The sequence below is a fragment of the Aerosakkonema funiforme FACHB-1375 genome (assembly GCF_014696265.1).
GTDB lineage: Bacteria > Cyanobacteriota > Cyanobacteriia > Cyanobacteriales > Aerosakkonemataceae > Aerosakkonema > Aerosakkonema funiforme_A.
In genome coordinates this window covers 1-24,109 of record NZ_JACJPW010000042.1, presented here as the reverse complement: position 1 = coordinate 24,109, position 24,109 = coordinate 1, and the positions used below count along the sequence as shown (strand labels likewise).

At 45.9% G+C, this 24,109-nt stretch carries 19 protein-coding genes; 7 read left to right on the top strand and 12 right to left on the bottom strand.

The features are described 5' to 3' along the window. Positions 1-139: 139 nt before the first annotated feature. The 3 genes from groES to H6G03_RS17365 all read left to right on the top strand — a co-directional run bounded on the left by groES (position 140) and on the right by H6G03_RS17365 (position 3,053). Positions 140-451: a co-chaperone GroES gene (gene groES / locus H6G03_RS17375; RefSeq protein WP_190465832.1), complete on the top strand. Its 312-nt coding sequence runs from the start codon at positions 140-142 to the stop codon at positions 449-451. A 123-nt stretch (positions 452-574) separates the two neighbouring features. Then, a complete protein-coding gene (gene groL, locus H6G03_RS17370) occupies positions 575-2,215 on the top strand; it encodes a chaperonin GroEL (RefSeq protein WP_190465829.1) in 1,641 nt (546 codons plus the stop codon). A gap of 358 nt (positions 2,216-2,573) precedes the next feature. Further along, on the top strand, positions 2,574-3,053 hold the full coding sequence (locus H6G03_RS17365) for a hypothetical protein (RefSeq protein WP_190465828.1): 480 nt from the start codon (positions 2,574-2,576) through the stop codon (positions 3,051-3,053). 265 nt (positions 3,054-3,318) lie between these two features. On the opposite strand, the gene H6G03_RS17360 is transcribed toward H6G03_RS17365, so the two are convergent. Then, entirely contained in the window at positions 3,319-5,559 is a 2,241-nt protein-coding gene (locus H6G03_RS17360) for a methyl-accepting chemotaxis protein (RefSeq protein ID WP_190465826.1), read from the bottom strand. Between the two features lie 711 nt (positions 5,560-6,270). Further along, the gene (locus tag H6G03_RS17355; RefSeq protein ID WP_190465824.1) at positions 6,271-8,397 is read right to left on the bottom strand and encodes a methyl-accepting chemotaxis protein; all 2,127 of its coding nucleotides are present in this window, start codon (positions 8,395-8,397) and stop codon (positions 6,271-6,273) included. Positions 8,398-8,629: 232 nt separating this feature from the next. Between H6G03_RS17355 and H6G03_RS17350 the strand changes: the two genes are divergently transcribed. Continuing rightward, positions 8,630-9,190 carry a hypothetical protein gene (locus tag H6G03_RS17350; RefSeq protein ID WP_190465822.1) on the top strand — a complete coding sequence of 187 codons (561 nt, stop codon included), beginning with the start codon at positions 8,630-8,632 and terminating at the stop codon, positions 9,188-9,190. Between the two features lie 332 nt (positions 9,191-9,522). Here H6G03_RS17350 and H6G03_RS17345 read toward each other — a convergent pair whose 3' ends face one another. Next, positions 9,523-10,347, bottom strand: coding sequence for a hypothetical protein (locus H6G03_RS17345; RefSeq protein ID WP_190465819.1), 825 nt, complete (start codon positions 10,345-10,347; stop codon positions 9,523-9,525). A gap of 127 nt (positions 10,348-10,474) precedes the next feature. Then, positions 10,475-12,160 (bottom strand): dihydroxy-acid dehydratase, encoded by a 1,686-nt coding sequence (ilvD, locus tag H6G03_RS17340; protein WP_190465817.1) that lies wholly within the window; start codon positions 12,158-12,160, stop codon positions 10,475-10,477. A gap of 325 nt (positions 12,161-12,485) precedes the next feature. Between ilvD and H6G03_RS17335 the strand changes: the two genes are divergently transcribed. Continuing rightward, positions 12,486-13,322, top strand: coding sequence for a pentapeptide repeat-containing protein (locus tag H6G03_RS17335; RefSeq protein WP_190465815.1), 837 nt, complete (start codon positions 12,486-12,488; stop codon positions 13,320-13,322). A gap of 163 nt (positions 13,323-13,485) precedes the next feature. On the opposite strand, the gene H6G03_RS17330 is transcribed toward H6G03_RS17335, so the two are convergent. From H6G03_RS17330 to sir, 3 genes are all read right to left on the bottom strand, one after another. Beyond that, positions 13,486-15,552, bottom strand: a complete 2,067-nt coding sequence (locus tag H6G03_RS17330) for a tetratricopeptide repeat protein (RefSeq protein WP_190465813.1) — start codon at positions 15,550-15,552, stop codon at positions 13,486-13,488. Between the two features lie 247 nt (positions 15,553-15,799). Then, positions 15,800-15,997, bottom strand: coding sequence for a hypothetical protein (locus H6G03_RS17325; RefSeq protein ID WP_190465811.1), 198 nt, complete (start codon positions 15,995-15,997; stop codon positions 15,800-15,802). Between the two features lie 4 nt (positions 15,998-16,001). Further along, positions 16,002-18,017: a sulfite reductase, ferredoxin dependent gene (gene sir / locus H6G03_RS17320; RefSeq protein WP_190465809.1), complete on the bottom strand. Its 2,016-nt coding sequence runs from the start codon at positions 18,015-18,017 to the stop codon at positions 16,002-16,004. Between the two features lie 582 nt (positions 18,018-18,599). Here sir and H6G03_RS17315 point away from each other — a divergent pair. Then, positions 18,600-19,106: a hypothetical protein gene (locus H6G03_RS17315; RefSeq protein WP_190465807.1), complete on the top strand. Its 507-nt coding sequence runs from the start codon at positions 18,600-18,602 to the stop codon at positions 19,104-19,106. Here H6G03_RS17315 and H6G03_RS17310 read toward each other — a convergent pair. Together H6G03_RS17310 and H6G03_RS17305 are read right to left on the bottom strand one after the other, a co-directional pair. Next, entirely contained in the window at positions 19,099-20,184 is a 1,086-nt protein-coding gene (locus H6G03_RS17310; RefSeq protein ID WP_190465805.1) for a tetratricopeptide repeat protein, read from the bottom strand. The genes H6G03_RS17315 and H6G03_RS17310 overlap by 8 nt on opposite strands. Positions 20,185-20,219: 35 nt before the next feature. Beyond that, a complete protein-coding gene (locus tag H6G03_RS17305) occupies positions 20,220-20,957 on the bottom strand; it encodes a 16S rRNA (uracil(1498)-N(3))-methyltransferase (protein ID WP_190465804.1) in 738 nt (245 codons plus the stop codon). Between the two features lie 123 nt (positions 20,958-21,080). On the opposite strand from H6G03_RS17305, the gene H6G03_RS17300 reads away from it, so the two are divergent. Then, on the top strand, positions 21,081-21,560 hold the full coding sequence (locus tag H6G03_RS17300) for a sterol desaturase family protein (protein WP_242060418.1): 480 nt from the start codon (positions 21,081-21,083) through the stop codon (positions 21,558-21,560). Positions 21,561-21,669: 109 nt separating this feature from the next. Here H6G03_RS17300 and H6G03_RS17295 read toward each other — a convergent pair whose 3' ends face one another. The 3 genes from H6G03_RS17295 to H6G03_RS17285 form a co-directional block, all read right to left on the bottom strand. Continuing rightward, positions 21,670-22,281 carry a macro domain-containing protein gene (locus H6G03_RS17295; protein ID WP_190465889.1) on the bottom strand — a complete coding sequence of 204 codons (612 nt, stop codon included), beginning with the start codon at positions 22,279-22,281 and terminating at the stop codon, positions 21,670-21,672. A gap of 142 nt (positions 22,282-22,423) precedes the next feature. After that, on the bottom strand, positions 22,424-23,551 hold the full coding sequence (locus H6G03_RS17290) for a HEAT repeat domain-containing protein (protein ID WP_190465800.1): 1,128 nt from the start codon (positions 23,549-23,551) through the stop codon (positions 22,424-22,426). 40 nt (positions 23,552-23,591) lie between these two features. Beyond that, on the bottom strand, positions 23,592-24,038 hold the full coding sequence (locus tag H6G03_RS17285) for an NADAR family protein (protein WP_190465798.1): 447 nt from the start codon (positions 24,036-24,038) through the stop codon (positions 23,592-23,594). Positions 24,039-24,109 lie beyond the last annotated feature (71 nt).

Below are 24,109 nucleotides of genomic sequence, written 5' to 3'. Positions count from 1 at the left end.
CGCACGCCCCGTCGTTTTAAATTAGCACTCAGGAGATGAGAGTGCTAACTCAAGTAAGGGCCAGGGACAAGGGACAAGAGAAAGAACACCCGAAGCCCGATGCCCAATCACCAATCATAAAGTAGGAGAAAATTTTTGTATGGCAGCAGTATCTCTAAGCGTTTCTACCGTTAAACCATTAGGCGATCGCGTCTTTGTCAAAGTAAGCGCTTCTGAGGAAAAGACGGCTGGCGGTATCCTCCTACCCGACACAGCAAAAGAAAAGCCTCAAGTTGGGGAAGTAGTCCAAATTGGCCCCGGCAAGCGCAATGACGACGGTTCCCGTCAAGAAATGGAAGTAAAAGTCGGCGACAAAGTTCTCTACTCCAAGTACGCCGGCACAGACATCAAACTCGGCACTGAAGAATACGTCCTGCTCTCGGAAAAAGACATTCTCGCCGTCGTTAGCTAATAGCCAGTCGGTAGTGGGTAGTAGGGAGTAGGAAAGAAAAGCCAATTACCTTTCTACCGCTCGCGAATTAGCAAAATCCAAAATCCAAAATCCAAAATCTAAAATCCACAATCATTGACACATATGGCTAAGCGCATCATCTACAACGAAAACGCTCGTCGCGCCCTTGAAAAAGGTATCGATATCCTGGCAGAAGCTGTTGCCGTCACCCTTGGCCCCAAAGGCCGGAACGTAGTGCTGGAGAAGAAATTCGGCGCACCTCAAATTGTGAATGACGGCGTGACGATCGCCAAAGAAATCGAGCTGGAAGACCACATCGAAAATACTGGCGTTTCCTTGATTCGTCAAGCTGCTTCCAAGACCAACGACGCTGCTGGCGACGGTACCACAACTGCTACCGTTCTCGCCCACGCGATGGTGAAAGAAGGATTGCGTAACGTTGCTGCTGGTGCTAACGCGATCTCCCTCAAGCGGGGTATCGATAAAGCTACCAACTTCTTGGTAGAAAAAATCAAAGAACACGCCCGTCAGGTAGAAGATTCCAAATCTATTGCCCAAGTCGGTACCATCTCTGCCGGTAACGATGAAGAAGTCGGCAACATGATTGCCGAAGCAATGGACAAAGTGGGTAAGGAAGGCGTCATCTCCCTGGAAGAAGGGAAGTCCATGACCACCGAACTGGAAATCACCGAAGGGATGCGCTTTGACAAAGGCTACATCTCTCCTTACTTCGCTACAGATGCTGAGCGGATGGAAGCTGTTCTCGATGAGCCTTTCCTCCTGATCACCGACAAGAAGATTGCCTTGGTACAAGACTTGGTGCCAGTGCTGGAGCAAGTTGCTCGTTCCGGTCGTCCTCTGCTGATTCTCGCAGAAGATATTGAAAAAGAAGCTTTGGCTACTCTGGTGGTCAACCGCCTGCGCGGTGTGCTGAACGTAGCTGCTGTCAAGGCTCCTGGCTTTGGCGATCGCCGCAAAGCTATGCTGGAAGATATCGCCGTCCTCACTGGCGGTCAACTGATCACCGAAGATGCCGGTTTGAAGCTGGAAAATACCAAGCTGGATATGCTGGGTAAAGCTCGCCGCATCACCATCACCAAGGACAACACCACGATCGTTGCTGAAGGTAACGAAAAGGCAGTTAAAGCTCGCTGCGAACAAATCCGCCGTCAGATGGAAGAAACCGATTCTTCCTACGACAAGGAAAAACTGCAAGAGCGTCTGGCTAAGTTAGCTGGTGGCGTAGCAGTAGTTAAAGTTGGTGCTGCTACCGAAACCGAAATGAAGGATCGCAAGCTGCGCCTGGAAGACGCCATCAACGCTACCAAGGCTGCTGTAGAAGAAGGTATCGTTCCCGGTGGCGGTACGACTCTGGCTCACCTAGCTCCCCAAGTGGAAGAATGGGCTAACGCTAACCTGAAGAACGAAGAGCTGACCGGTGCTTTGATTGTCGGTCGTGCGCTATCTGCTCCTCTGAAGCGGATTGCTGAAAACGCCGGTCAAAACGGTGCTGTCATCGCCGAACGGGTGAAAGAGAAGTCCTTCGATGTTGGCTACGATGCAGCAAAAGGCGAATTTGTCAATATGTTTGAAGCTGGTATCGTTGACCCTGCTAAGGTGACTCGTTCCGCTCTGCAAAACGCGGCTTCGATCGCAGGTATGGTGTTAACTACCGAGTGTATCGTCGTTGACAAACCCGAACCCAAGGAAGGCGCTCCTGCTGGTGCAGGCGCTGGTATGGGTGGCGGCGACTTCGATTACTAATTCTACTCTCTTGTGGGGTGGGCATCTTGCCCGCCCTGTCACAGGCAAGATGCCTGTGCCACAATTTTTCGGAAAACAGCTGCTTCCTGGTGGAGGTAGCTGTTTTTTTTGTTTGTTTTTGAACCGCTCTAGATACTTTCCTCCCTCTTATGGTGGGAAAGCGGTTGGATGAGGTACACAATTTTTTTGTCTCTTCCTCATTCCCTCAAATTATGTGCTTCACTCACTGGAAAACCTTTGAATACAACGGTTGAGAAGGAATGATGCGTGTAAAGATATAGATACAACCTACATAATAAATATCGCTTGGGTCACAACTGGCTGGTTGTTACTCAAAGAATGTCGGGAGGTAAGCTGAGTGTCCGCCACTATCACAATCAACTCATCGGAAATTCGGCAAATTTTACAGCCGCCGCGCACCTCTAATTCTTCACGCCTTTGGGAAATTGCACAAAAGGCAAATGCTTTAGCTGTTATGGTGGAAGATCGTTGGGAGAACTTTACCGACGAAGAGCGAGAATTGCTCAAAACTTTTGCTTATGCAGTCATTGAACCACCCAAAGGAATATTAGATACTATTGGTGAGTTGGTAAGCCGTTTTCTTTTGGCTTTGGTTTTGGCTGCAATCGCTATTAAAGGTGAAGCCGACGCTTTTGGCGCATATTCTAATGGCTCTAACCGTCTTATTAATGCAATTTTAGGTAGAATTGAACGAGAAGATATCGCTTATCAAAAAGCACTATCTGAAGTGATTGAAGAGACTTTTGCCAATTTGGAAACCAGCAAGGCTATGACGGCGGAGGAAGCGTGTGAACGGATCGGGCGAATTTTCAGATAAAATTATCAGAGAACTTTGAGAAATCTTATCAAAGCCTGATTCGCGATCGATCCCGAAAAAATACAGCCGCCGCCAAAGAGTTTATCTAATTAATTCAAAAATTTATGTGGTTATTACAAGAAATTATAGAATCTTCAGCTATATCGAATGAAATTGAGTCTCCAGAGAGCGTGAAAACTGATGATACAGAAGAATAAAATTGGAGTAAGAGCAACAGCAGGCGATCGTGAAAATTTTCTCTGCAACTGAGAATTTAACGATAAACTCACGAGTTTACCTTCATAGAGATGATACTCTGTAGGACGAAGGCGGTATCATTTAATTGCTCCAGCACCAGGTTAGTCTGCTGTAGGGATGCCACGGTCTGCTGAGAAGCTTCACTTAAGTGAGATATCGCATTACTGATTTGCTGCGCCCCCTTGAATTGCCCTTCCATATTGTGACTGACTTTCTCAAATTGCGGTGTGAGACTTTGCACTTCAAATATGACAGCAGCGATTTCTCCACTGATGCGCTCAACCTGTTTTACATAGCGACTTACCTGTTGGCTAAACTTATCCATTTCTTCAACACCCTTGGAAACAGATAATTGTATATCTTCGATCATCTCCTCGATTTCCTGGGAAGCAACAGCGGTGTTATCTGCTAGTCGCTTGACTTCTCTGGCAACAACAGTAAAACCAACCCCATACTCTCCTGCTTTCTCCGCTTCAATGCCGGCGTTGAGGGAAATTAAATTGATCCGATCGGCTACTTTACTAATTTTGGTCACCACGCTATTAATATTATTAGCTTTTTCATTCATGATTGCCAATCTGGAGGAGATCGCGGTCGTGGCAGTTGCCAATTGATACATTCCATCTGCCATTTCCATCAGGGAGGCTTGACTATTACTTGCAGAAGCAGCAGTTGCTTGGGCTTTTTGTGTAATATCTTCCATCGTCTTGGCTAATACCCCGTTAGTAGCAGCAATCTCCGAGGCGGTAGCTTTCACTTCGTTAGTGGAAACTGCTTGCTGTACGACTGTAGATTCTAACTGCTTGCCCGCAGTAGTAATTTGCATCGTGGAGGAGGTAACTTTCATACCTACTTGATTGGCTTGCATAATTACCTCATTTAGCTTGTCAAAGGAAGTTTTCAGTTGCCCAATCATATCGTTGAAAGAGTTTGCCAATTGTCCGACTTCATCGGAGCGATTGAGGGGTAAGATATTCTGCCATTTACTAGGGTCAATTTGGCTGGCATTCAACTCAATATCTCTAGCCACCTTATTCAGGCTTTGAACTGGTTTAATGAGCAGGTATCTTACTGAAACTAAACCTAGAAATGCTGCTATCACAACAATAAGTGCCGAACGACTAATCAGGAGATAAGCCATCCTAGAAGCTACTAGGGTTGATTCAGACATCGGCTTGACAATTACTACTTTCCAATAAGAACTAGGTACGTGAAATATATAAACGGTCGATTTTTCCTGAAGTAACCAGTCATTTTTGATTTCAAATTCCTGAAAGCGTTGATTTTGCTGCTGTTCTTGCTTTAAAGGATCGGCAAGTACCGCCGCCATGAGTTCAGCTTGTTGTCGATCGATTTGGTCACTTTGTTCGTCTAACTTAGCTGCTGTTTCCTTGCTATACTTAGGCATCTGCTGCGCCTGCCTAAGAATTTTCTGGTTAATCGCTTCTAAGGCTCTAGCTATGGGTTCAAATGAAGGTTGTTTAACAGCAAATTCAGATGCTTGAATAAATTCTTGTGTTGACTTACCGGAACTATCAGTCTCAATTTTCTTGACTAAAGAGAGTTGAGGAAAAGTGATGAATTTATTGTCTCGATCCACAATGAAAATATAGCCACCTGTCTTTCGCTGCCAGGATTCAGTAAATGCTTGTAAACCTCCTAGTTTCAAATCGATAGTCGCAACACCGGAAAATTTTCTATTGTCTTGGGTTGCCACTGTGCAGGTAACCATTGGTTCGTTGGAATAGGGGTCTACATAGGAGCGGCTCCAAAAACAACGTCCTGGTTCTAAATATTTTGCTACAACGTACCAGTCCGTATTGTGGTATCCTGATTTGTTATAGTCATCGTAGTATTTGAGGGAATTATTTGACTCTCTACCCCAAAAGAAACTTCTACGTTCAACCTTGGAGTCAAATGCGTAAGGTTCGGGCCAAAATCCTCCTCCCGCTACAGCCAAATCTCCTTGAAAGTCAATAACTTTTGGCAGAACCTGTTTAAATACTATTTCTGATTTTGGTAATTCCTCTGCTGTTGCCCCTATGCTTCGGGCTAAGGCAGCAATTTCTCGAGAGCGATTCTCTAAATCTGAAACAGCATTGTCACCTGTTTGTTCGATTAGGCGTGAAGATTCAGCAAAAACTAGCTTTTTGCCTTCAATTTCGATCGCCAGGATCAAACTAGCGATTAAACCAACCGCGATTGCACCCACACCAATGAGGGTTTGAGTATTCAAGCTTTTATGCCATTTAACATTTGAGCTTTTCATTATCTGTTTGATTTAGTTCCTCAACTTGGTTAGTCTCTTGCAGGAATGCAACGGTTGGCACAGAGGCTTAATATCAATAAATCATCAATATGTAATCTATCCCAAGTATGAGCTAAAAGCAATCTGGGGCGGTGACAACAATCTGTCATACCAAATCCGGGCGAGCTACCCCTGTGACGATCGGGAGAAGATATGAAAGTGCGATCGCCCTGCGCCTCCCCAGCGGTGTGCCCAAGGCGGAATAAAGGGTAGGGCTTGGGGAAAAAATGCCAGTCGGCATCTGAGGGGGCAACAACTATGGCTAAAAGGTAGAACGGATAAGCTTTTCGGCTCTTCGACCTCACTGATAGTAAGGCCGTTTATGTAGATTTAATGACATCAATTGAGCAGTTTGTTCTGTCAATAATGTCAGAGATTCCACCCAAGCTCCCGCCTTGCATACCAATATAAAAACTGCTATGACGGCGCTGTGTTCTAGATTTTTATTTGACTCTACCAACATATTTAACTACTCGCTTATTTTTGATTTTATCGCCAAACATAAGCGCAGTAGTATAAGCATTACAAGAAATTGTAGATCTTCAGCTATGTCGAATGAAATTGAGTCTCCAGAGAGTATGAAAACCGAGATACAGAAGCAGAAAATTGGAGTAAGAGCAACAGCAGGCGATCGTCAAAATGTTATCTGCAACTGAGGATTTAACGATATACTCACGAGTTTACCTTCGTAGAGATAATACCCTGTAGGAGAAGGGCGGTATCATTCAATTGCTCCAGTACCTGGTTAGTCTGCTGTAGAGATGCCACGGTTTGCTGAGAAGCTTCGCTTAAGTGAGATATGGAATTACTGATTTGCTGCGCCCCCTCGAATTGCCCTTCCATATTGTGACTGACTTTCTCAAATTGCGGTGTGAGACTCTGCACTTGAGAGATTACAGAGGCGATTTCTCCACTGATGCGCTCAACCTGTTCTATATGGTGACTGACCTGTTGGCTGAACTTATCCATTTCCGCAACACCTTTGGAAACAGATAATTGTATTTCTTTAGCCATCTCTTCGATTTCCTGGGAAGCAAGAGAGGTGCTATCTGCTAGTCGCTTAACTTCTGTGGCAACCACAGTGAAACCCGCCCCATACTCTCCTGCCTTTACCGCTTCAATGCCGGCGTTGAGGGAAATTAAATTGATTCGATCGGCTACTTGGGCAATCTTGCTGACCACGCTATTAATGTTATTGGCTTTCTCATTCATGATTCCCAATCTGGAGGAGATCGAGGTGGTGGAAGTTGCCAACTGATTCATCGCATCTGCCATTTGCGTGAGGGAGGCTTGACTGTTAGTTGCAGAGGCGGCGGTTGCTTGCGCTTTTTGGGCAATATCTTCCATTGTCTTGGCTAATTCCCCGCTAGTACCAGCAATCGAAGTTGCGCTAGCTTTCACTTCTTTGGTGGAAGCCGCTTGCTGTACGAAGGTGGCTTCTAACTGCTTGCCCGCAGTAGCAATCTGTCTCGTGGAAGAGGTAACTTTCATTCCTACTTGATTAGCTTGCACAATTACATCATTGAGTTTGTCAAAGGAGTTTTTCAGTTGCTCTGCCATACTATTGAAGGAGTTTGCCAATTTTGAGAGTTCAATAATTTGGCTAGATGCAACGCGCTGGTTGAAATTACCCTGTGCCATCTCAGATGAAGCTTTGGCAATCCGATTGAGGGGACGAGTAATCCAGTTGGCAGTAAGAATTGCTACAACAATCGCCACTGCTAACGCCAGTAAACACAGCAGTATAGTGATGCGAGTGTTGTCGTTGATTTGTCCCATGAAATCCGATTCGGGAATGACTACCACAATTAGCCAATCTAGACCCAATTCATCCTGCCACGGAAGAACTTGAACGAATTGGGGTTTGTTATTGAGGTTGAATTTAATCTGCTGAGTGTTTCTAATTTGGCGGAAGTTACCAAAACGGTCTATTAACTGTTGAGCAGTCGCTTGAATTAAAGGGTCTTTAATTTCAAGTACATTGAGGCGTTCGGGTTTACCTTGTTTTATCTGGTAAGATTTTTCGCTGGTGGAAGTAGCCACAACCAACCCATCCCGCTCCAAGATGAAAATTTTACCAGAAGGACTCACCTTCAAATTTTGCAGGAAGGTGTTCAACTGTGGGAGAAACAACTCAGTGCCGATCACACCTACCAAGTTCCCACTTTTGTCATATACCGGATAGCTACAGCTAATTGTCACAACATCTGGTTTATCAGTCCAGTATGTTATCTCGGCCCAGACTGGTTTACCTGCTTTCACTGCATCCGTAAACGAACTATCGTCTACGTATTCAAAGGCTTCCTCCTGGGTAACGCGGGTAGGATTTCCCTGACTATCCAAATCGTATCGCTTGGATCGACCCTTGTAAGAAGATTGCATCATTGCCGCGTACAATCTGCCATCTGCTTCGCGACCGACACCAACATACTCACTACCCTGGGGACGACCGAAGCCAATGTAATTCAAACTCTTGAACGTTTTCATTTGGCTGTAAAACTGACGCCAGGTGCGCTCATAGTCTAGCAAGTTCAGATTTCCTGTTTTATAATCATCCACGTTGATTTGGTTGACTTGAGCAGGAGTGGCTAATAAGGTGTCAAGGTGCTGATTGATGCGAGAGCTAGTTTCGTTTTGCAGCCGCAGCACCAAGTCGTTGACGGCTTTTTGCCCGTTGTAGAATGAGAGATAGCCCACCAAACCGACAGCAGTGACGATTTGCAATACAAAAGGCACCACCAAGGCGGTGCGGAGGCGGAATTTGAGTGATGTAGGGGCGGCTTCTTTTGAAGAAATCATTGTTTAAGATGCTCCTCGCAGGTAGTTTACAGTTGAGCGGACACTAGCAATTATTTTTAGGGATTGACTGTCTTTGTCATCTTTATACCTGAAAATTATCTTCAGCTCGTTATTACCCTGCGACCGAATACCCGGCTTCTTGAAGAAGTCGGCTATCTAGAATACCGTACTGAGGCTGCTGTTAGTGTATCCTAAATAAAAAGCTGCCCCACAATTCAGGAGACACCCTACTATGAAATTAAATATTTTAGCTACCGCTATCCTGACAGCTACCATCTGCCTACCCGCGATCGTCAGAGCGGAAAATACCTTACCATTAAGGCAGCTGGGCGGAGTTCGATCGTCTGTTTTAGTAGCTCAATCGGATTGGGGTGAATTCTCTTCTGTGGCGGGGCGCTTTGCTGTCTTAATGCCCGGTACACCTAATCAGGAAACTGAAACTAATGAAGATGGTTTTGTCGAACACTCTTTCACCCTTACTCAGGAAACATCTGCTTTTTTGATTCACTATTCAGACATTCCAGAAGCAGAAGAATTGAGCGACACGGCAATTAAAAAACTTTTAGATAGTACGCCAACTGACTTCGTAAAAGAAGCTAAAGCTCAATTAATCGCTTCTCGCAGCATTACACTTGACGGCAATCCGGGTAAAGAATTCGAGTTTACTCTCCGCGATGGTACTCCTGGTGCGGCTAGGGTATTTTTGGTTAAGCAACGTTTATACGTAATTGTGGGAATGGCATCTGAAGCTGAGAATACACAAAAGTTTGTCAATTCGTTTCGTCTGCTTTGATAAGCTATATTGTTCGTAGTTCTGGGTTTATTGAATTGCTCAGTATCTGTGCAACAATAACCACGAACAATTTTATCTAAAACATTAGGATTTATTCCATAATTTAACCACAGATGAAAATAGATAAACACAGATGAACACAGATGCGATCGCAATTTTTTTTAGCTACTGATGCAACTGGATATGATACGATCGTGGGTTATGCCACAGAAAATTAATTATTGGTTGAATGTAGGGGTGGGGTGACCCCGCCTTACCGCTCGTGCCTAACCGATCCTACGATTAGATAAGTTTTTACGACCGCTTGGTTCGACGCACTTTTTTTGTGTTGACTAATGAGTATTTTCACTCGATGCCAATATAGTTGTTGCCTCCTGTAAGAGCTGGTTTTGTTCCTGCCTGATTGCTTCTAACCTATTCAATATATATGCAAGTCGTTCTTTTTTATTATCGCTGTCTGTCGCAGTAATTGCAGGATTCAAAGATAAAACATTTGCTTCTGATTGTTTGATGCTACTTCTATTAAAATTTAACTTACTCAGAGGTGTAAGGAACAATCCTAAAAGCAATTTAGTAAATTTTCCTGGAGCTTGTAACGCAAATAAAAAAGTTTGCTCCAGAAACTGACCGAGGGCTATAATGAACCGCCGTATCGCAAAAATACTAAAAAATATCACAATTATGCTTAAAATGGGGTGAGATATTCCCCATACAAACGCTTTCGTTACCCATGATAGGATTGCATGAGAATCAATCCAAAGTCTGATGCTATCCAGTTGCTTATCAATGTAAGCGCCAACAGAGTTTTCAATAGCTGTAGAGGTAGTTTCGGTTATATTATCGACGGCCTTATCGGTTGCAGTCGTAATATTATGAACTGTAATAGATGCAGTTTCAGTTAAAGAATCTTTTGCTTGTGCGGCAGTATTGCTAACCGTACTAATAGCTTGATGAGTTGCTTCAACTAAAGTGTTGACTGCATTGGCGGTAGTTGCCGTTATGGAATCTTTTGCTTTCTCCATTGTTTCGCCAACAGTATTAATTGCTCGGTCAGCAGTTTGGCTGACATTATCAACTGCATTGCGAGTAACTTCTGTGGAAAAATCTTTAACTCGATCGAAGCTTTTAACAACCTGCTGAGGGAGACTGACTTCCATAATAGTTGAGATGTTGTCCTCTCAGATAATTTGAAATTTCAGAATTGAGATTGCAAATTGAATAATTACTTTTTTCAATTTGCAATCTGCAATCTTGTTGAAGATGCGATCGCATCTACCCATCGGTCTAGAATAAACCTAAATCCGTCACGGCACCAACACTGCTGGAAGATACCAACTTAGCGTATTTTGCCAACACACCCATCGTATAACGCGGTTTGGGGGGTTGCCACTCAGCGCGACGGCGTGCTAACTCTTCATCAGAGACGTGCAGGTGCAACGATCGCGCATGAGCATCGATCGTAATCGTATCGCCTTCCTTCACCAGAGCGATCGCACCGCCCACAGCTGCCTCCGGCGCAACGTGACCGACCACCATCCCGTAAGTTCCGCCGGAAAAACGCCCATCCGTAATCAATCCTACCGAATCTCCCAATCCCGCACCGATAATTGCCGAAGTGGGTGCCAGCATTTCCCGCATTCCCGGCCCACCTTTCGGCCCTTCGTAGCGAACGACAATCACATCCCCAGGCTTAATTTGTCCGGCGATAATTACCATCAAGCACTCTTCTTCCGATTCAAACACCCGCGCTGGCCCAGTAATCTGCGGCTTCTTAATTCCGGTAATTTTTGCTACCGCCCCTTCCGTGGCCAAATTTCCCCGCAAGATAGCCAAATGTCCTTGAGAATACATCGGGTTACTCCAAGGACGGATAACTTCTTGATTGGCGGGCGGTTCCTCCGGAACATCGGTTAACACTTCCGCAATTGTTTGACCAGTGATGGTGAGGGCATCGCCGTGGAGCAAATCGTGTACCAACAGCATTTTCATCACTTGCGGAATCCCGCCAGCTTTGTGCAAATCAGTCGCCACAAATCTGCCCGATGGTTTTAAATCGCACAATACGGGAACGCGGGCGCGAATAGTTTCAAAATCATCCAGGGATAATTCGACACCAGCAGCGTGAGCGATCGCCAAAAAGTGCAACACCGCATTCGTCGAGCCGCCCACAGCCATAATTAGAGAAATAGCATTTTCGATCGACTTACGAGTGATAATATCGCGGGGTAGCAGTTGTTTGCGAATTGCCTCCACCAAAACGAAAGCAGATTTCTCCGCACTTTCCTCCTTTTCCGCATCTTCAGCTGCCATAGTGGAAGAGTAGGGCAAACTCATCCCCATCGCTTCAAAAGCGGAAGACATGGTGTTCGCGGTGTACATACCACCGCAAGAACCGGCACCGGGACAAGCCTTGCGTTCCACTTCCAGCAGCTCGTTGGCATCAATTTTCCCGGCGCTGTATTGTCCTACAGCTTCAAAAGCGCTAACAACAGTGAGGTCGCGTCCGTTGTGATGGCCGGGTTTGATCGTACCCCCATAAACGAAAATGGCTGGTATATTCATACGAGCGATCGCAATCATCGCCCCTGGCATATTTTTATCGCAACCGCCAATTGCCAGCACCCCATCCATACTCTGGCCCATACAAGCAGTTTCGATCGAATCGGCAATCACTTCCCGCGACACCAGGGAATATTTCATCCCTTCCGTTCCCATCGAAATGCCGTCGCTGATCGTAATCGTGCCAAACATCTGCGGCATCGCACCCGCAGTCCGAATAGCCGTTTCGGCGCGAATAGCCAGCTGATTTATTCCCATATTGCAAGGGGTGATCGTGCTATACCCGTTGGCAACACCCACAATAGGTTTAGTAAAATCATCATCACCAAAACCAACAGCACGCAGCATAGCCCGATTCGGCGAACGCTGCGTTCCCTGAGTGACGACTTGGCTTCTAAGATTGTCCGGCATTCTTTTGTCCTTTGTCAGTTGTCAGTTGTCAGTTGTCAGTTGTCAGTTGTCGTTTGTCTTTTGTCGTTTGCTTTTGACTAATGACTGATGACCAATGACACTTGTGCAATGACCCTTGTTTTTGATTTTCTCAGAAGGCATCGTTGTTGCGTAGCTAAAAATAACAGAATGCAACAAAAGCTTGTGGCATTTGGGATGATCGATGAAACAAACCATTACCAGTACAGGATAAAGTATTTGTTTGTGCAAACCCTTGTGGGCACGAGGGAATGCCCAAAGCCAAATGCTTCGCCTCTGGGGATAAAGTCACAAATGGACATACAGTATGGATGCCAATGAATTGCTGAGGCGATATGCGACGGGTGAGAGAGATTTTTGGGAGACCAATTTGCGGGGAGTATCTCTGATCGGTGCGGATTTGAGCGAGATCAACCTGCGCGGGGCAGATCTCAGTCAAGCGAATTTCACAGGAGCCAACTTAATGGGGGCTAATCTGCGGGAGGCTAACTTGCGGGGAGCCATCCTGCGAGCTAATTTGACTGAAGCTAACCTGATTGCAGCCAATCTAAATACAGCCGACTTGAGTGAAGCTTGTTTGACCGATGCTAGCCTGCGGGGAGCCAATTTGGAGGGAGCTAATCTCAGTGGTGCTATCCTGACCGAATCTAATCTCAGTGAGGCCCAAATGCGAGGCGCTGACCTGAGTAGAGCTAAACTAATTGATGCTCCCATGAATCGGGTCAATCTGATCGATGCGAATCTGAGCGAAGCTATCCTAGATGGAGCGATTTTAACAAATGCCATCTTAAGTAGAGCTGTTTTGGAGAAAGCCCACCTTATCAATGCCGTCCTCACCGGAGCTGTTTTAGAGGGAGCTAATCTAAGTGGGGCAGATTTGAGCCGCGCAAAACTCAGCGGCGTAAATTTGACTTCTGCTAACCTCAGCCAAGCCAATTTAAGGGGCGCAAACGTAAGTTGGGCAACCCTAAGAAGTACTAACTTCCAAAAGGCCAATCTCTATCGAGCGAAACTTTGCTGGTCTAATCTGACGGGGGCTATTCTGAGCGAGGCGATACTGATTGATGCCAATTTGAATCGGGTTAACCTACGCGGTGCTGAACTCAAAGGCGCAATTATGCCCGATGGTAGAAGCCACGAGTAATATCAAATCCGCTACGATTACCCCCGTTATGCACAGGGGGGAGTAGGGGAGCGGGAGAGCGGGAAAGTGGGGGAGTTGCAGAAGAACATTGAGGCCCAAAAAGGGGGTAGCCGTGTGCTGAGCGTTGAGTCAAAAATACTCGCAATTGAGTTTTGAGATGATATTAATTTTTGTTTTCGATCGAGGGTGCATCATCTAAAGCTCGCAATTCTTCAGCCACGCGCACAAATACGCTACGCCAATCTCTGGGATGTTGCTGACGAAATAGCCGTGCTGTGGGATACCAAGGACTGTCTTCTCTTTGCAACATCCAACGCCAGTCAGGATCGTAAGGCAACAAAATCCACACTGGCTTACCCAAGGCTCCAGCTAAATGTGCAACTGATGTGTCTATGGTTATGACTAAATCCAGCTGCATTAAGATCGCAGCTGTGTCGGCAAAGTCGTTCAGATCTGGAGACAGGTTTTGCACGCGGGTGGTTTGGTTTAACTGGTTGAGGTCTCCTGCTTCGATATCTTTTTGCAAGCTGTAAAAGCCAATCCCCGGTATATTAGTTAATTCTAGGAAATGAGCTAGCGGACACGATCGCTTTCTCGCTGTCTTACCTTTGGAGTAGCTTGCCCAAAGAATTCCCACCTTCAGTTTAGTGTCAGACAAAACTTTTAGTCGCACAGAAGATTGTGGCGCTTTGAGATAGGGAATTTCTGCCGGTACGGTTTCTATTGTAGTTCCCAAGATCCAGGGCAAGCTCATCAGGGGTGCGTGAACTTCAAATGCTGGCAAAGGGCTATCTTGGGGAATTAGTCGATCGATACAAGAAATGCTTTCCAATAACCGGATCAGGGATGCAGGGCTCTCGACTATGATGCTACCGCCATAAGTTGCCACCAAATTAGCATATCGAATGAACTGAATTGTATCTCCCAATCCTTGCTCGGCGTGCAGCAGAATTGTTCGCCCTTCTAGAGACGAGCCGTCCCACAAAGGCTGAGAAAAGGGACGCGGCGGAGTTTCCCGACTTTGCCACCGACTCTCGTATTCGGCGAATCCCCGTCGGAAATCGCCAGCTAATAGTAGCAGATATGCGCGATCGAAGCGATCGTCTGGATTGAGTTGGCTGTTCGGCTGTAAGTAAGTTAATGCTTTCTCTATCTCGCCTTGAAATATCAGCGCGTGGGCTAAATTGTTCTGTGCCATTGTCAAGTTGGGATTTAATGCCAAGGCTTGACGGTAGCAGCTCATGGCTTCGGTTGACTGACCGCCTTCTTCTAAGGCACTGCCCAAGTTGTTGTAAACTTCTGGCAATTTAGGATTGAGCGCCAAGGCTTGATGGTAGGAGGTAATGGCTGCCTCGATCTGACCCTGCTGTTTGAGCGCACTGCCCAAGTTGCTGTAAGCATCGGTGTATTCTGGCTTGAGGGCGAGGGCTTTTTGATAGCAAGTAATCGCTTGCTCTAGCTCGCCCATTTCTTTGAGGGTAACGCCCAAATTGTTGTAAATTATCGGATGATCTGGTTCGATCGCCAAGGCTTTTTGATAGCAAGCAATGGCTTCCGCAAAGCGATACAGCTTGTGAAGCGCACCGCCTAAATTGCCGTAAACTAAAGTATTATCTGGTTTGAGCGCTAAAGCTTGGCGATAGCAAGCGATCGCTTCTTCTAGTTCTTCTTGCCCAAACAACACACTCCCCAAATTGCTGTATGCTTCAGCATAATTTGGTTTAATTGTCAAGGCTTGACGGTAACAGGCGATCGCTTCAGGGAACAGTCCCTGTTGCTGGAGGACGACACCCAAACAATTGTAAGGTTCGGCATAATCGGGTGCGAGGATGGTAGCTTGCTGGTAGCAAACGGTTGCTTCTGGCAGTTGACCTTGTTCTTGCAGTGCCTTGCCGAGATTGTAGTAAGCTCCAGGATGATTCGGTTCTAGGTTTAATGTTTGTCGGTAGCAAGCGATCGCTTCCTCAATCTGCCCTTGCTGTTGTAGCACCATAGCCAAATTGTAGGGAAAGTCTGGCACATTAGGAGCAATTTTGACAGCTTTGCGAAAACATTCAATGGCTAGGTCGTGTTTGCCCAGCCTAACGGCAGTTAAGCCCAGTAATTGCAAGGCATCAAGATTATCTGGCTGCTTTTGTAGAATTTGACGATATATCTGTTCGGCTGGCGCTAGGCGACCGGCTTCGTAATGTTGGATAGCAGCAAATAAAGATTCTGAGACAGTCGTCATCCGATTTTGGATTTTGGATTTTAGATTTTAGATTTTAGATTTTAGATTGGCTGGGCCTAAGAAGGACAGAAGCTTTCCTAGTGATAGATTGAAAAAATTTTAGCTAAATCAAAAAGAAGCCCCACGTCCGATGTAAAACCATCATCGGGTTGAGTCCCGAACTTGTTTTCCAACGTGGCAATAGCAAATGAGACAAGAAGCCAACACTTACTGCAAGCAGTAAGTGTTGGTACTTCACCAACAAAGCTCACGGGCTCAAAGCCGTGAGCTTTATAGTTTGCCTCAGTCGGATTTTTTCTGAAGCAAGGAGCGATCGCCACAGGATTTGAGAAAAATATGGCGATCGAATAGAAAGGATGCAACAAGGGTGATAAGCGATCGCATAATTGTGGTATGCGATCGCCTGATAGACAGCGTAACTTGGGTAGCGTTTCCAGTCGAACAAACCTTTAGGAGGGTTGTGAGTCTGAATTAGCGTTTAAATACGCTTCGATCGCCTCGGTTGCTAATTCAACCACTGGCTTGCCTTGAGTGGCGGCAGCCTCCTTCAGACGTTGATAAACGTCATCGCGAACAGTGACGCGACGTCGAATTTTCGTAGCAGTAGCAGTGGTTTCGGAAGGTGTCTCGACTATAGTCTCGCCCATAACAGAAGAAGCTGAATGACCGTTGGTAAACTCTAACGCAGCTGGTGCCGATCGATAAGTAGCGGCAAAACTGCGAAGGGCCTCTAAACCTACTCTATGGCAAAAGTTACCAAAACTTTCCAGTTCTACCTGTTGTTGGCGTTCTTCTTTGAAATAAACAAACAGAGGTTCTAGGGCTGCTTCTAGATCTTGGATATCCAACTTCTCGATATAAGGTTCTGCCAAACGAGTTTGATGGGGGTCTGCACCCAGCCACAGCTGGTAAACGTTGGGAGCTCTGCCGACAAAGCCGAGTTCTGCCAGATAAGGACGAGCGCAGCCGTTGGGACAACCTGTCATCCGCACAACAAAGTGTTCTTCTGGCAATCCTACTTTGGTAAGTAGGGCCCGAATTCGGTCTAAAATACCGGGCATCGCTCGTTCTGATTCGGTGGTGGCCAAACCGCAGGTGGGTAGGGCGGGGCAAGCCATCGAGTAGCGCACTATGGGGTCGATCTCGGATACTTTTTTGATACCGCAGCGATCGAGTATTTGCTGTATTTGTGACTGTTGCTCTGGTGCGATATCGTAGAGAACGACATTTTGATGGGGTGTCACCCGCATGGGCAGTTGAAGTTTCTCGACGATTTCCCGCAGGGCGGTTCTCAGTTTAAAGTTGCCTTCATCTTTTATCCGACCGCTTTCGATGGAAATACCCAGGAAAAGCTTGCCATCTCCCTGTTCGTGCCAACCCAGGAAGTCGAGATATTTCCATTCCGGCAGGGGTTTTAATGGTGCGATCGCTTTGCCGAAGTAGCCTTCGACAACACTGCGGAACTTATCGACGCCCCATTCTTCCAGCAGGTATTTCAGCCGTGCATGACGCCGATCGGCGCGATCGCCATTATCTCGCTGGGTGGCGACGATCGCTTTGACCAATTCGTAGACATCTTCTTTTGCTACATAACCGATCGGATCGGCAACGCGGGGGAAGGTTTCTTCTTTGTTGTGGGTGCGTCCCAGTCCGCCACCTGCGTAAACGTTAAATCCTTGTAACTCTTGCCGATCGTTGGTTATGACTACCAAGCTCAGGTCTTGGGAGAACAAGTCAACCGAATTATCTCCCGGTACGGTGACGCTGCACTTGAACTTCCGGGGCATATAATTTGTGCCGTAAATCGGCTCTTCTTTGTCCTGGAAGATCGTGCCGTTGCTGTTGCTCTGCCGCGCCGCTACTACTTCTGGGTTTTCTTCACCCGTGACAAATTTTTCTCCATCCAGCCAAATTTCGTAGTAAGCGCCTGTTTGAGGAGTGAGCAAGTCGGCGATGTTGTTGGCGTATTCCCAAGCCCAGTCGTATTCTGGGCGATTTTTAAAGGGTGCTGGTGGTGCCATGACGTTGCGGTTGAGATCGCCGCAAGCACCCAAAGTTGACCCCATACTTTTGACGATCGCGGCGATCGCGGCTTTGAGATTTTTCTTTAAAATCCCGTGCAGCTGAAAACCTTGCCGCGTGGTCGCTCGTAGCGTATGATTTCCATATTCCTGAGATAACCGATCCAAGGTAAGATACAGCTGCGGCGGAATAAATCCACCCGGAGAGCGGGTACGCAGCATGAACTGATAGTCCTTCTCTTGACCCTTGACCCGATTATCCCGGTTGTCTTGCTGATAAGATCCGTGAAACTTGAGAATCTGAATGGCGTCTTCGCTGAAGCTGTTCGTGTCTTGCAGTATTTCTGTGGCAACGGGTTCCCGCAAATAATTACTGCGTTCTTTTAATCCTTCTACTTTGGAAAGCTTGGGAACGGTAGGAGTTTGAGTCGGAGACTGAATCATGGGAAATAGGAGTGCAACTTTAAATTAGGTATTTTAACCAGGTGTCCGTTGCCGCCACAGACTTTTGGATGGTTGAACCCTGATTTGGTGAAAACCGATATTCCGGTCGGGAATATGTACAATACCACAATTTTAACACTACAAAAAGCTGGGTCGCGCAGCCTGGGGCAACGGGCAATCTAGCAGCGGGCATTACACCGCAAACAATGGAAACAATATCTAATTTTCTATACCCACTCCTCAATACTTTTCTTTATCAAGAAATTCTTAAATATTCTGTCAAGTTATTTTAGGAATAAATACTCACTTATTCCGCAAGCCTTGACCAGATGAAATTGAAAAGTTAATAATTGTTAAGCAATGTAAAAAAATCTTGCAATAAGTAGTGTGAAACTTCATAATTAAACCTGAACGCACACAAGTTCTAATTTTTTGATTGTCACACGCTAAAAATCTTAAGCTGTGCATGAACTTATGTGTCTTGACAGCCAGCCTGTAGGTTTTTAGTTGGAAGCGGCAGAAATTTGAGATACGTTTTCAACCTTTTCTCAGTCCACTTGGTAACCTTCAGGGGTAATTCTCATGTTTGGTTTTATCAAAAATATATTTGGGGGAATTATGGCCTTTTTTGGCGGAATTTTAGGCATTGGGAAGAAGTCTAAGGAAGACAAATCAAACGCTCCTAAAACTCGTAAGGGACGTGGATACTACTTGGAATTAGATGAATCGCAAGCTGCCCAAACGGGTAATGGCAGTAAACCTGCACAAGCCGAAGCGGTGAAAGTAGAGTCAGCACCCAAAGCGGAACCTGCCAAAGTTGCAGAGGCGGTAGCGGCTGCACCTGCACCAGTTGCACCTGCCCCAGCACCCAAACCCCAGCCTGCTAAAGCAGAAGCAGCACCCAAGCCAGAAGCTGTCAAAGCAGCAGCACCTGTGGCAAAAGCTAACGCCAAGAGCGAACCCCAAGCTCCTTCTACGTTTGCTCCCAACTATTTGCTTACGCTCTCAAGCACAAACGGTCGCCGACGTCCTGGAGCTAATATGAGCTCATTTCTGGATATGGCCCGTCAGGTAAAAACTTCTAAATAGCATTTGACGGCAAATATTTGAGGAAAACTAGCCCGCTGTACAATTGGAAGGCTGGGTCCCAGTAGGACTCAGCCCTACGAAACAGCTCGATGTGGGATGGGATATTGTCTAAAAGTTCGCTGCGATCGATTGCTGTCTCGGCAAAGCTGGTAAAGTCAGCTAAAACTTTTGCATGAGACAGTCGAGAATTGAGAAAATCGATCAAACGATTCCAGTTTCTCCTGTTGGTAGCTATTTCGTGTTCGGAGGCAAAGTCAACCCCTTGCTGAAATTCGTAGGCGCTATCGTAAATGCGGAGAATCGAACGCCTGCTGGGTAGGTGTAGGTCGCAAATTTGGGCCCAGTCTTGAGTTTCCACTCGGCGTTGCAATCTTTTGAGATGGTCGTGGTCTACAACTTCTTCAAATATGGGCAACCGCGCTGGGATGATTTGGCGCACTTCTTGCCAATTAAAGCTGAGGGAACCGAGCTGATTTTGTTGGTTGTGGCAAACGACTGTGGGTTGAGGGGAAACTGACTGGAAATGGCTGACGCGAAAAACGTTGATTTTTTGAATATCGGCTAGGGTGGCACAAAAGTTGGGAATGTTTGCAGAAAGCAACTCTTGATTGTATAGTTGCAATTCGCCGATCGCACCTGTGCGATATAGCCGCCAACCTCGACTGGGTAGCAATAGCCGCGCTTTGTAAGGATCGAGGTTCATGATGCGGGCAAAGTTTTTGGCAGCTTGGGTTTTGGCTTCGCTGCTTATCGGTTCTAAGATGAGGACGCCCGGTTGTGTATTTTTGGGGTCAGCTTTTGCCATTGCGATCGCTTGTTGGCGTCGTTGTTTTTCATTTTGTTCCAAACGCTGCAATCCTTGACGAGCGACCGCCATAATCTTGGGAATGGTTGTGTTACGCAGCAACTGGCGATAAGTTTTTTCTGCCGCTTCCGATTTGCCAGTGACTTCGTGCAGGCGTCCGATATAAAATTGCACCCAAGGGTCTTGGGGCGATTGCTGTGTTAGTTGTTTGAGTAAGCGGGCTGCTTCTCGGTAGTCCTTGCGATCGAATGCAGCGGCAACTTGATCTATCATAGCTATCTTAAATATGGATTATAGTGTGGGATCTGTCACATTTTCGCTTCATTATTCATTTTTCCCATTTCTGCGGCTGCTGCCACCAGGGAGAGGGCGACAATTGGTGCGAGTACGGCAGTTAGGATGCGGCGACCGAGAGAAACTGGCTGGAAAGAGGCGGCGCAAGCTGTTTCTATTTCTGCTTCTGTCCATCCTCCTTCTGGGCCGGTGGCTACAGTCACTGCTCTTTGGGGTGTGTGCGTTAGGCAATTTAGTAGGTGAGGATGGTGACCGCGTTCGACGCAGATATATTGATGATGGGCTTGATATAATGCTAATGCTGTGGTAAAGGGAAGCGGTTCGAGGATTGTGGGTACGATTTGACGTTCTGATTGTTCGGCTGCTTCCGTGGCAATACGCCGCCAGCGATCGAGTTTTTGGGGACTGGGTTTGAGAAGGGTGCGATCGCTGATTGTCGGTACGAGAGAAGATACGCCCAGTTCGGTAGCCTGACGCACCACTTCGTCAAATCCATTTCCTTTCGGTAAAGCTACTACGAGCGTAACATTTATCGGTAACTCGGTTTGGACTGCGATCGGCTCTAAGATTTCTGCTTGTTCCCCTTCTAGTTTAGCCAGCCACCATTGCCCCTGTCCGTTCATGGCAATAAAGCGATCGCCCGCCTGTAAGCGCAGTACCCGATTCAGGTAGTGCAATTGCTGGGGGGTGAGGATAATTTGGCTGTTTTGGAGTTGATTGGGTGCGATCGCCAATCTTTGTAACTGAGTCAATCTATATCTCCCCATTCATCAACATTTAATCTCAAACTAATCAAATATTAACTTTCATATAGTAATCTAACTTTTGGTTGTGAGGGCTTTATTTTGGCAGTTCTTAGATGTGTTTTCTCGGCTTTGCTTCTCCTCCTAATAGGAGATTTTATTTCCACATTTTTTTATCATGTTCCAGCACACGTTTTTGGTAAATTTCATACATTAGTTCATCACGGTCAGAAGCATCGCAGTTTCACTTATTATGCTATAATCACTAGAAATCCGCTAGTTCTGCTACATGGATTTCTGGGCGTAGTTCCTTATTTAATAGTTGTACCCTGGCTTTGGCAGTTATCTCCTCTCGGCACTATTCTAGGGCTTTTATTAGCTGAACTTCATGTTTTGTGGAGGCATATTCCCATCAGCGAACGGAAAAATTTAAACACTTTCGATCGCCTCTGCAATCTGTTTTTTATCACAACTCCCGAACGGCATTCACTTCACCATCTTAATGCAGATGTTGCTTATGGGGATATTTTTACGTTTTACGATCGACCCGGACGACAATGGTTGGAATGTTTGCGGTTACTGAAAAGAAGATTCGTCCCGCACCAAAGCTAGCAGCTTTTCTCGCCACATAGGCAAAGCAAAAGATTTCAATATTTGAGAGATATTGGCATGATATTTTCATGTATTTTGACTTTGTGCGATCGCCGCCAACCGTTATATTTTAAGAGCGCACAATATCTGAATTTCCTCCTTCCCAAAGTTGAAGTTGTCTTTCCGCTGCAACTATGCAATTGAGAAACTTAGGTGGATACAGGAAATTGTCATAAGCTAATGCCATCTGTCTGGCAGCTTCACCATATGGCACTCTACCGATTCCCGTACCCAATCCAGGACAGACAATCTTCTTTATCTGTTGCTTTGCGTGCCGATTGTGGCGTCGCACTTCTAAAAGCATCGCCCACATCGCCATGTACGGGTTATGCGTTTGTGCAACGGACATGGGAACTCGCATGGTGGGTGTATGTGCTAGAAATGGGTGTTTGGGATGACCTGTTTCCACAATCAGAGATGTGCCCACAGGTTGTTCGCCGAGATACTCTTCGAGAATACGCTGTTGCACTTTTTCCATCAAAGATTGGCCGAAGAAACGGATAATGGCAGCATCTATCCCCCCATCCATGAGTCCGAAAGAATTGGCGGGACTAACTAGGCAGTCAAATTCTACCAACCACTCGAAAGGGTTGTTGACTATTTCAACATTTGGTAAGTAATTGAAATGCTCTTGCAAAGCTTTATATAACGATGCGTTAGGGGCTACCAATATTAGTTGCAAGCTTTTATTCTTCTGCGTGACAGCGCAGTACCTCCTTTGCTTATATTTTAACCGTACTGGCATATTTTTGCTATTGCTATCGCCAGTGTAGACCCAATAGTAATTTTAACTTTTCGCTCTAAATCGTTTAGGTTATCTCATGCTATGCTAACTCGCCCCCCACCAAAGCTAGCAGCTTTTCTCGCCACATAGGCAAAGCAAAAGATTTCAATATTTGAGACATATTGGCATCATATTTCCAGGTGTTTTCGCTTTGGGCGATCGCACTCAGTACGATTCTTTGGGTTTTAGTTAATTCCGACATTTTCTCATCGGCAAGTATTGTCTTGCCGTTAAAAGTTACGTATAATAGTGTTTCCGCTACAGTGAGAGCGCTGTAGGCATCCACAGTTGACAGTGCTTCTATCAGGTCTGTCAAGGGAAATTGGTTTGATTCTGCTTCCAAATAACAGAAATATCGGCTGACATCCGCTACGACATCGCCATCAGCCCACGGAAGTTGGGAATACAATTCAGCCACAGATTTAGAGTCGGAAATTGTATTTACCAAAAATGCGATCGCCTCTTGTGGAGTTTTGTTCCTGGCAAGTTGAGTTAGCATCATTGCTGCTACCAATTTGACGAGATCGCTCGTTTTTGAATGTAAAATTTCTGTAAAAAGTGCTAGGTATTTAGATTCTGGTTCAACCAGCGTTCCCAGACTCAAAACCATGCTGGCTTTGGCTTGCCGATCTGCCTCTCTGTGCAGACATTTAAGCATTTCCGGTATAATTTCTGGAGCGCGATCGGGTAAACAAGCTAGAGTATATGCACTAGCTATCCTAATTTTCGGGTCGGCATCTGCAAGCAAATTCAAGTAAAGCCTCAGACCTTCATAAACTCTATTGCGTGCATTTACAACCCAAGTTTGTTCGATTTTTACTTTTTCTTGAAACTCAGGTGTATCTCGATCGTCAATTAAAAATATCGAATTTTGATGTTTTTTGTGCCAGGAATTACCCCTTGCTAGATAAGCCAGTAAAATCAATATCTGCTCTTTTTTTTGTACGTGTTCGTTTTGTAGTAATTCGATCAAAAAAGGAATCGCGAATGCGGAAGCTTCGTAGACGCTACCTTGATGCCAAATATTGCCGTATAGTTCGTAAATAGCGGCTTCGCGCAGTTCGGTATTTTCTGATGTCAGGTATCTAATCAATACTGGGATATCGTCGGCTGGCCCATAAGCGTGCGTAAGTTGATGCCAGTCTATTGTTTCTAAATTTTCCAACACGGAATTTCTCCTTGCATTTGCGATATCGATCTGAAAATGCCTAATTGATGCGATCGCGCAATATTTCTCGTACTTCCATCAAAATCTTACCCAACATATTCTTCCCGCTGCCATCGGCACCGCAACCCCAATAGTAATCAATCGGAGAATTTTCGACAATTAGTTCATCTCCTGTCGAAATTAATACTTCGCGGATATCGGTATGAGTCTGGAATTTCCGCAAAACTCCTCGTCGCATGATGTCGTCTTTGACCTGTGACCAGTCGGGACGGAGGGGAAAAGAGCGATCGCGTCCCATTTTGGCGGCATCCTTCGGCGTTTTGACCAGACGGATGCGATCGGCGTAGGGTGTACCGACAAATTTTTGCGCTTGAAAATAATGTTCGCTGGTAGGCCAATAAAAGCCATCCAACTCAAAGCCGTGAGGTGAAAAGTTGGAGAAACAGCCGTATGGTTCTTCGCGATTGCTGTAAAAGTAAATAGTCATTTTATACTCAAAGAATGGGCTAGGGGCTAGGGGCTAGGGCTAGGGGCTAGGGGCTAGGGGCTAGGGGCTAG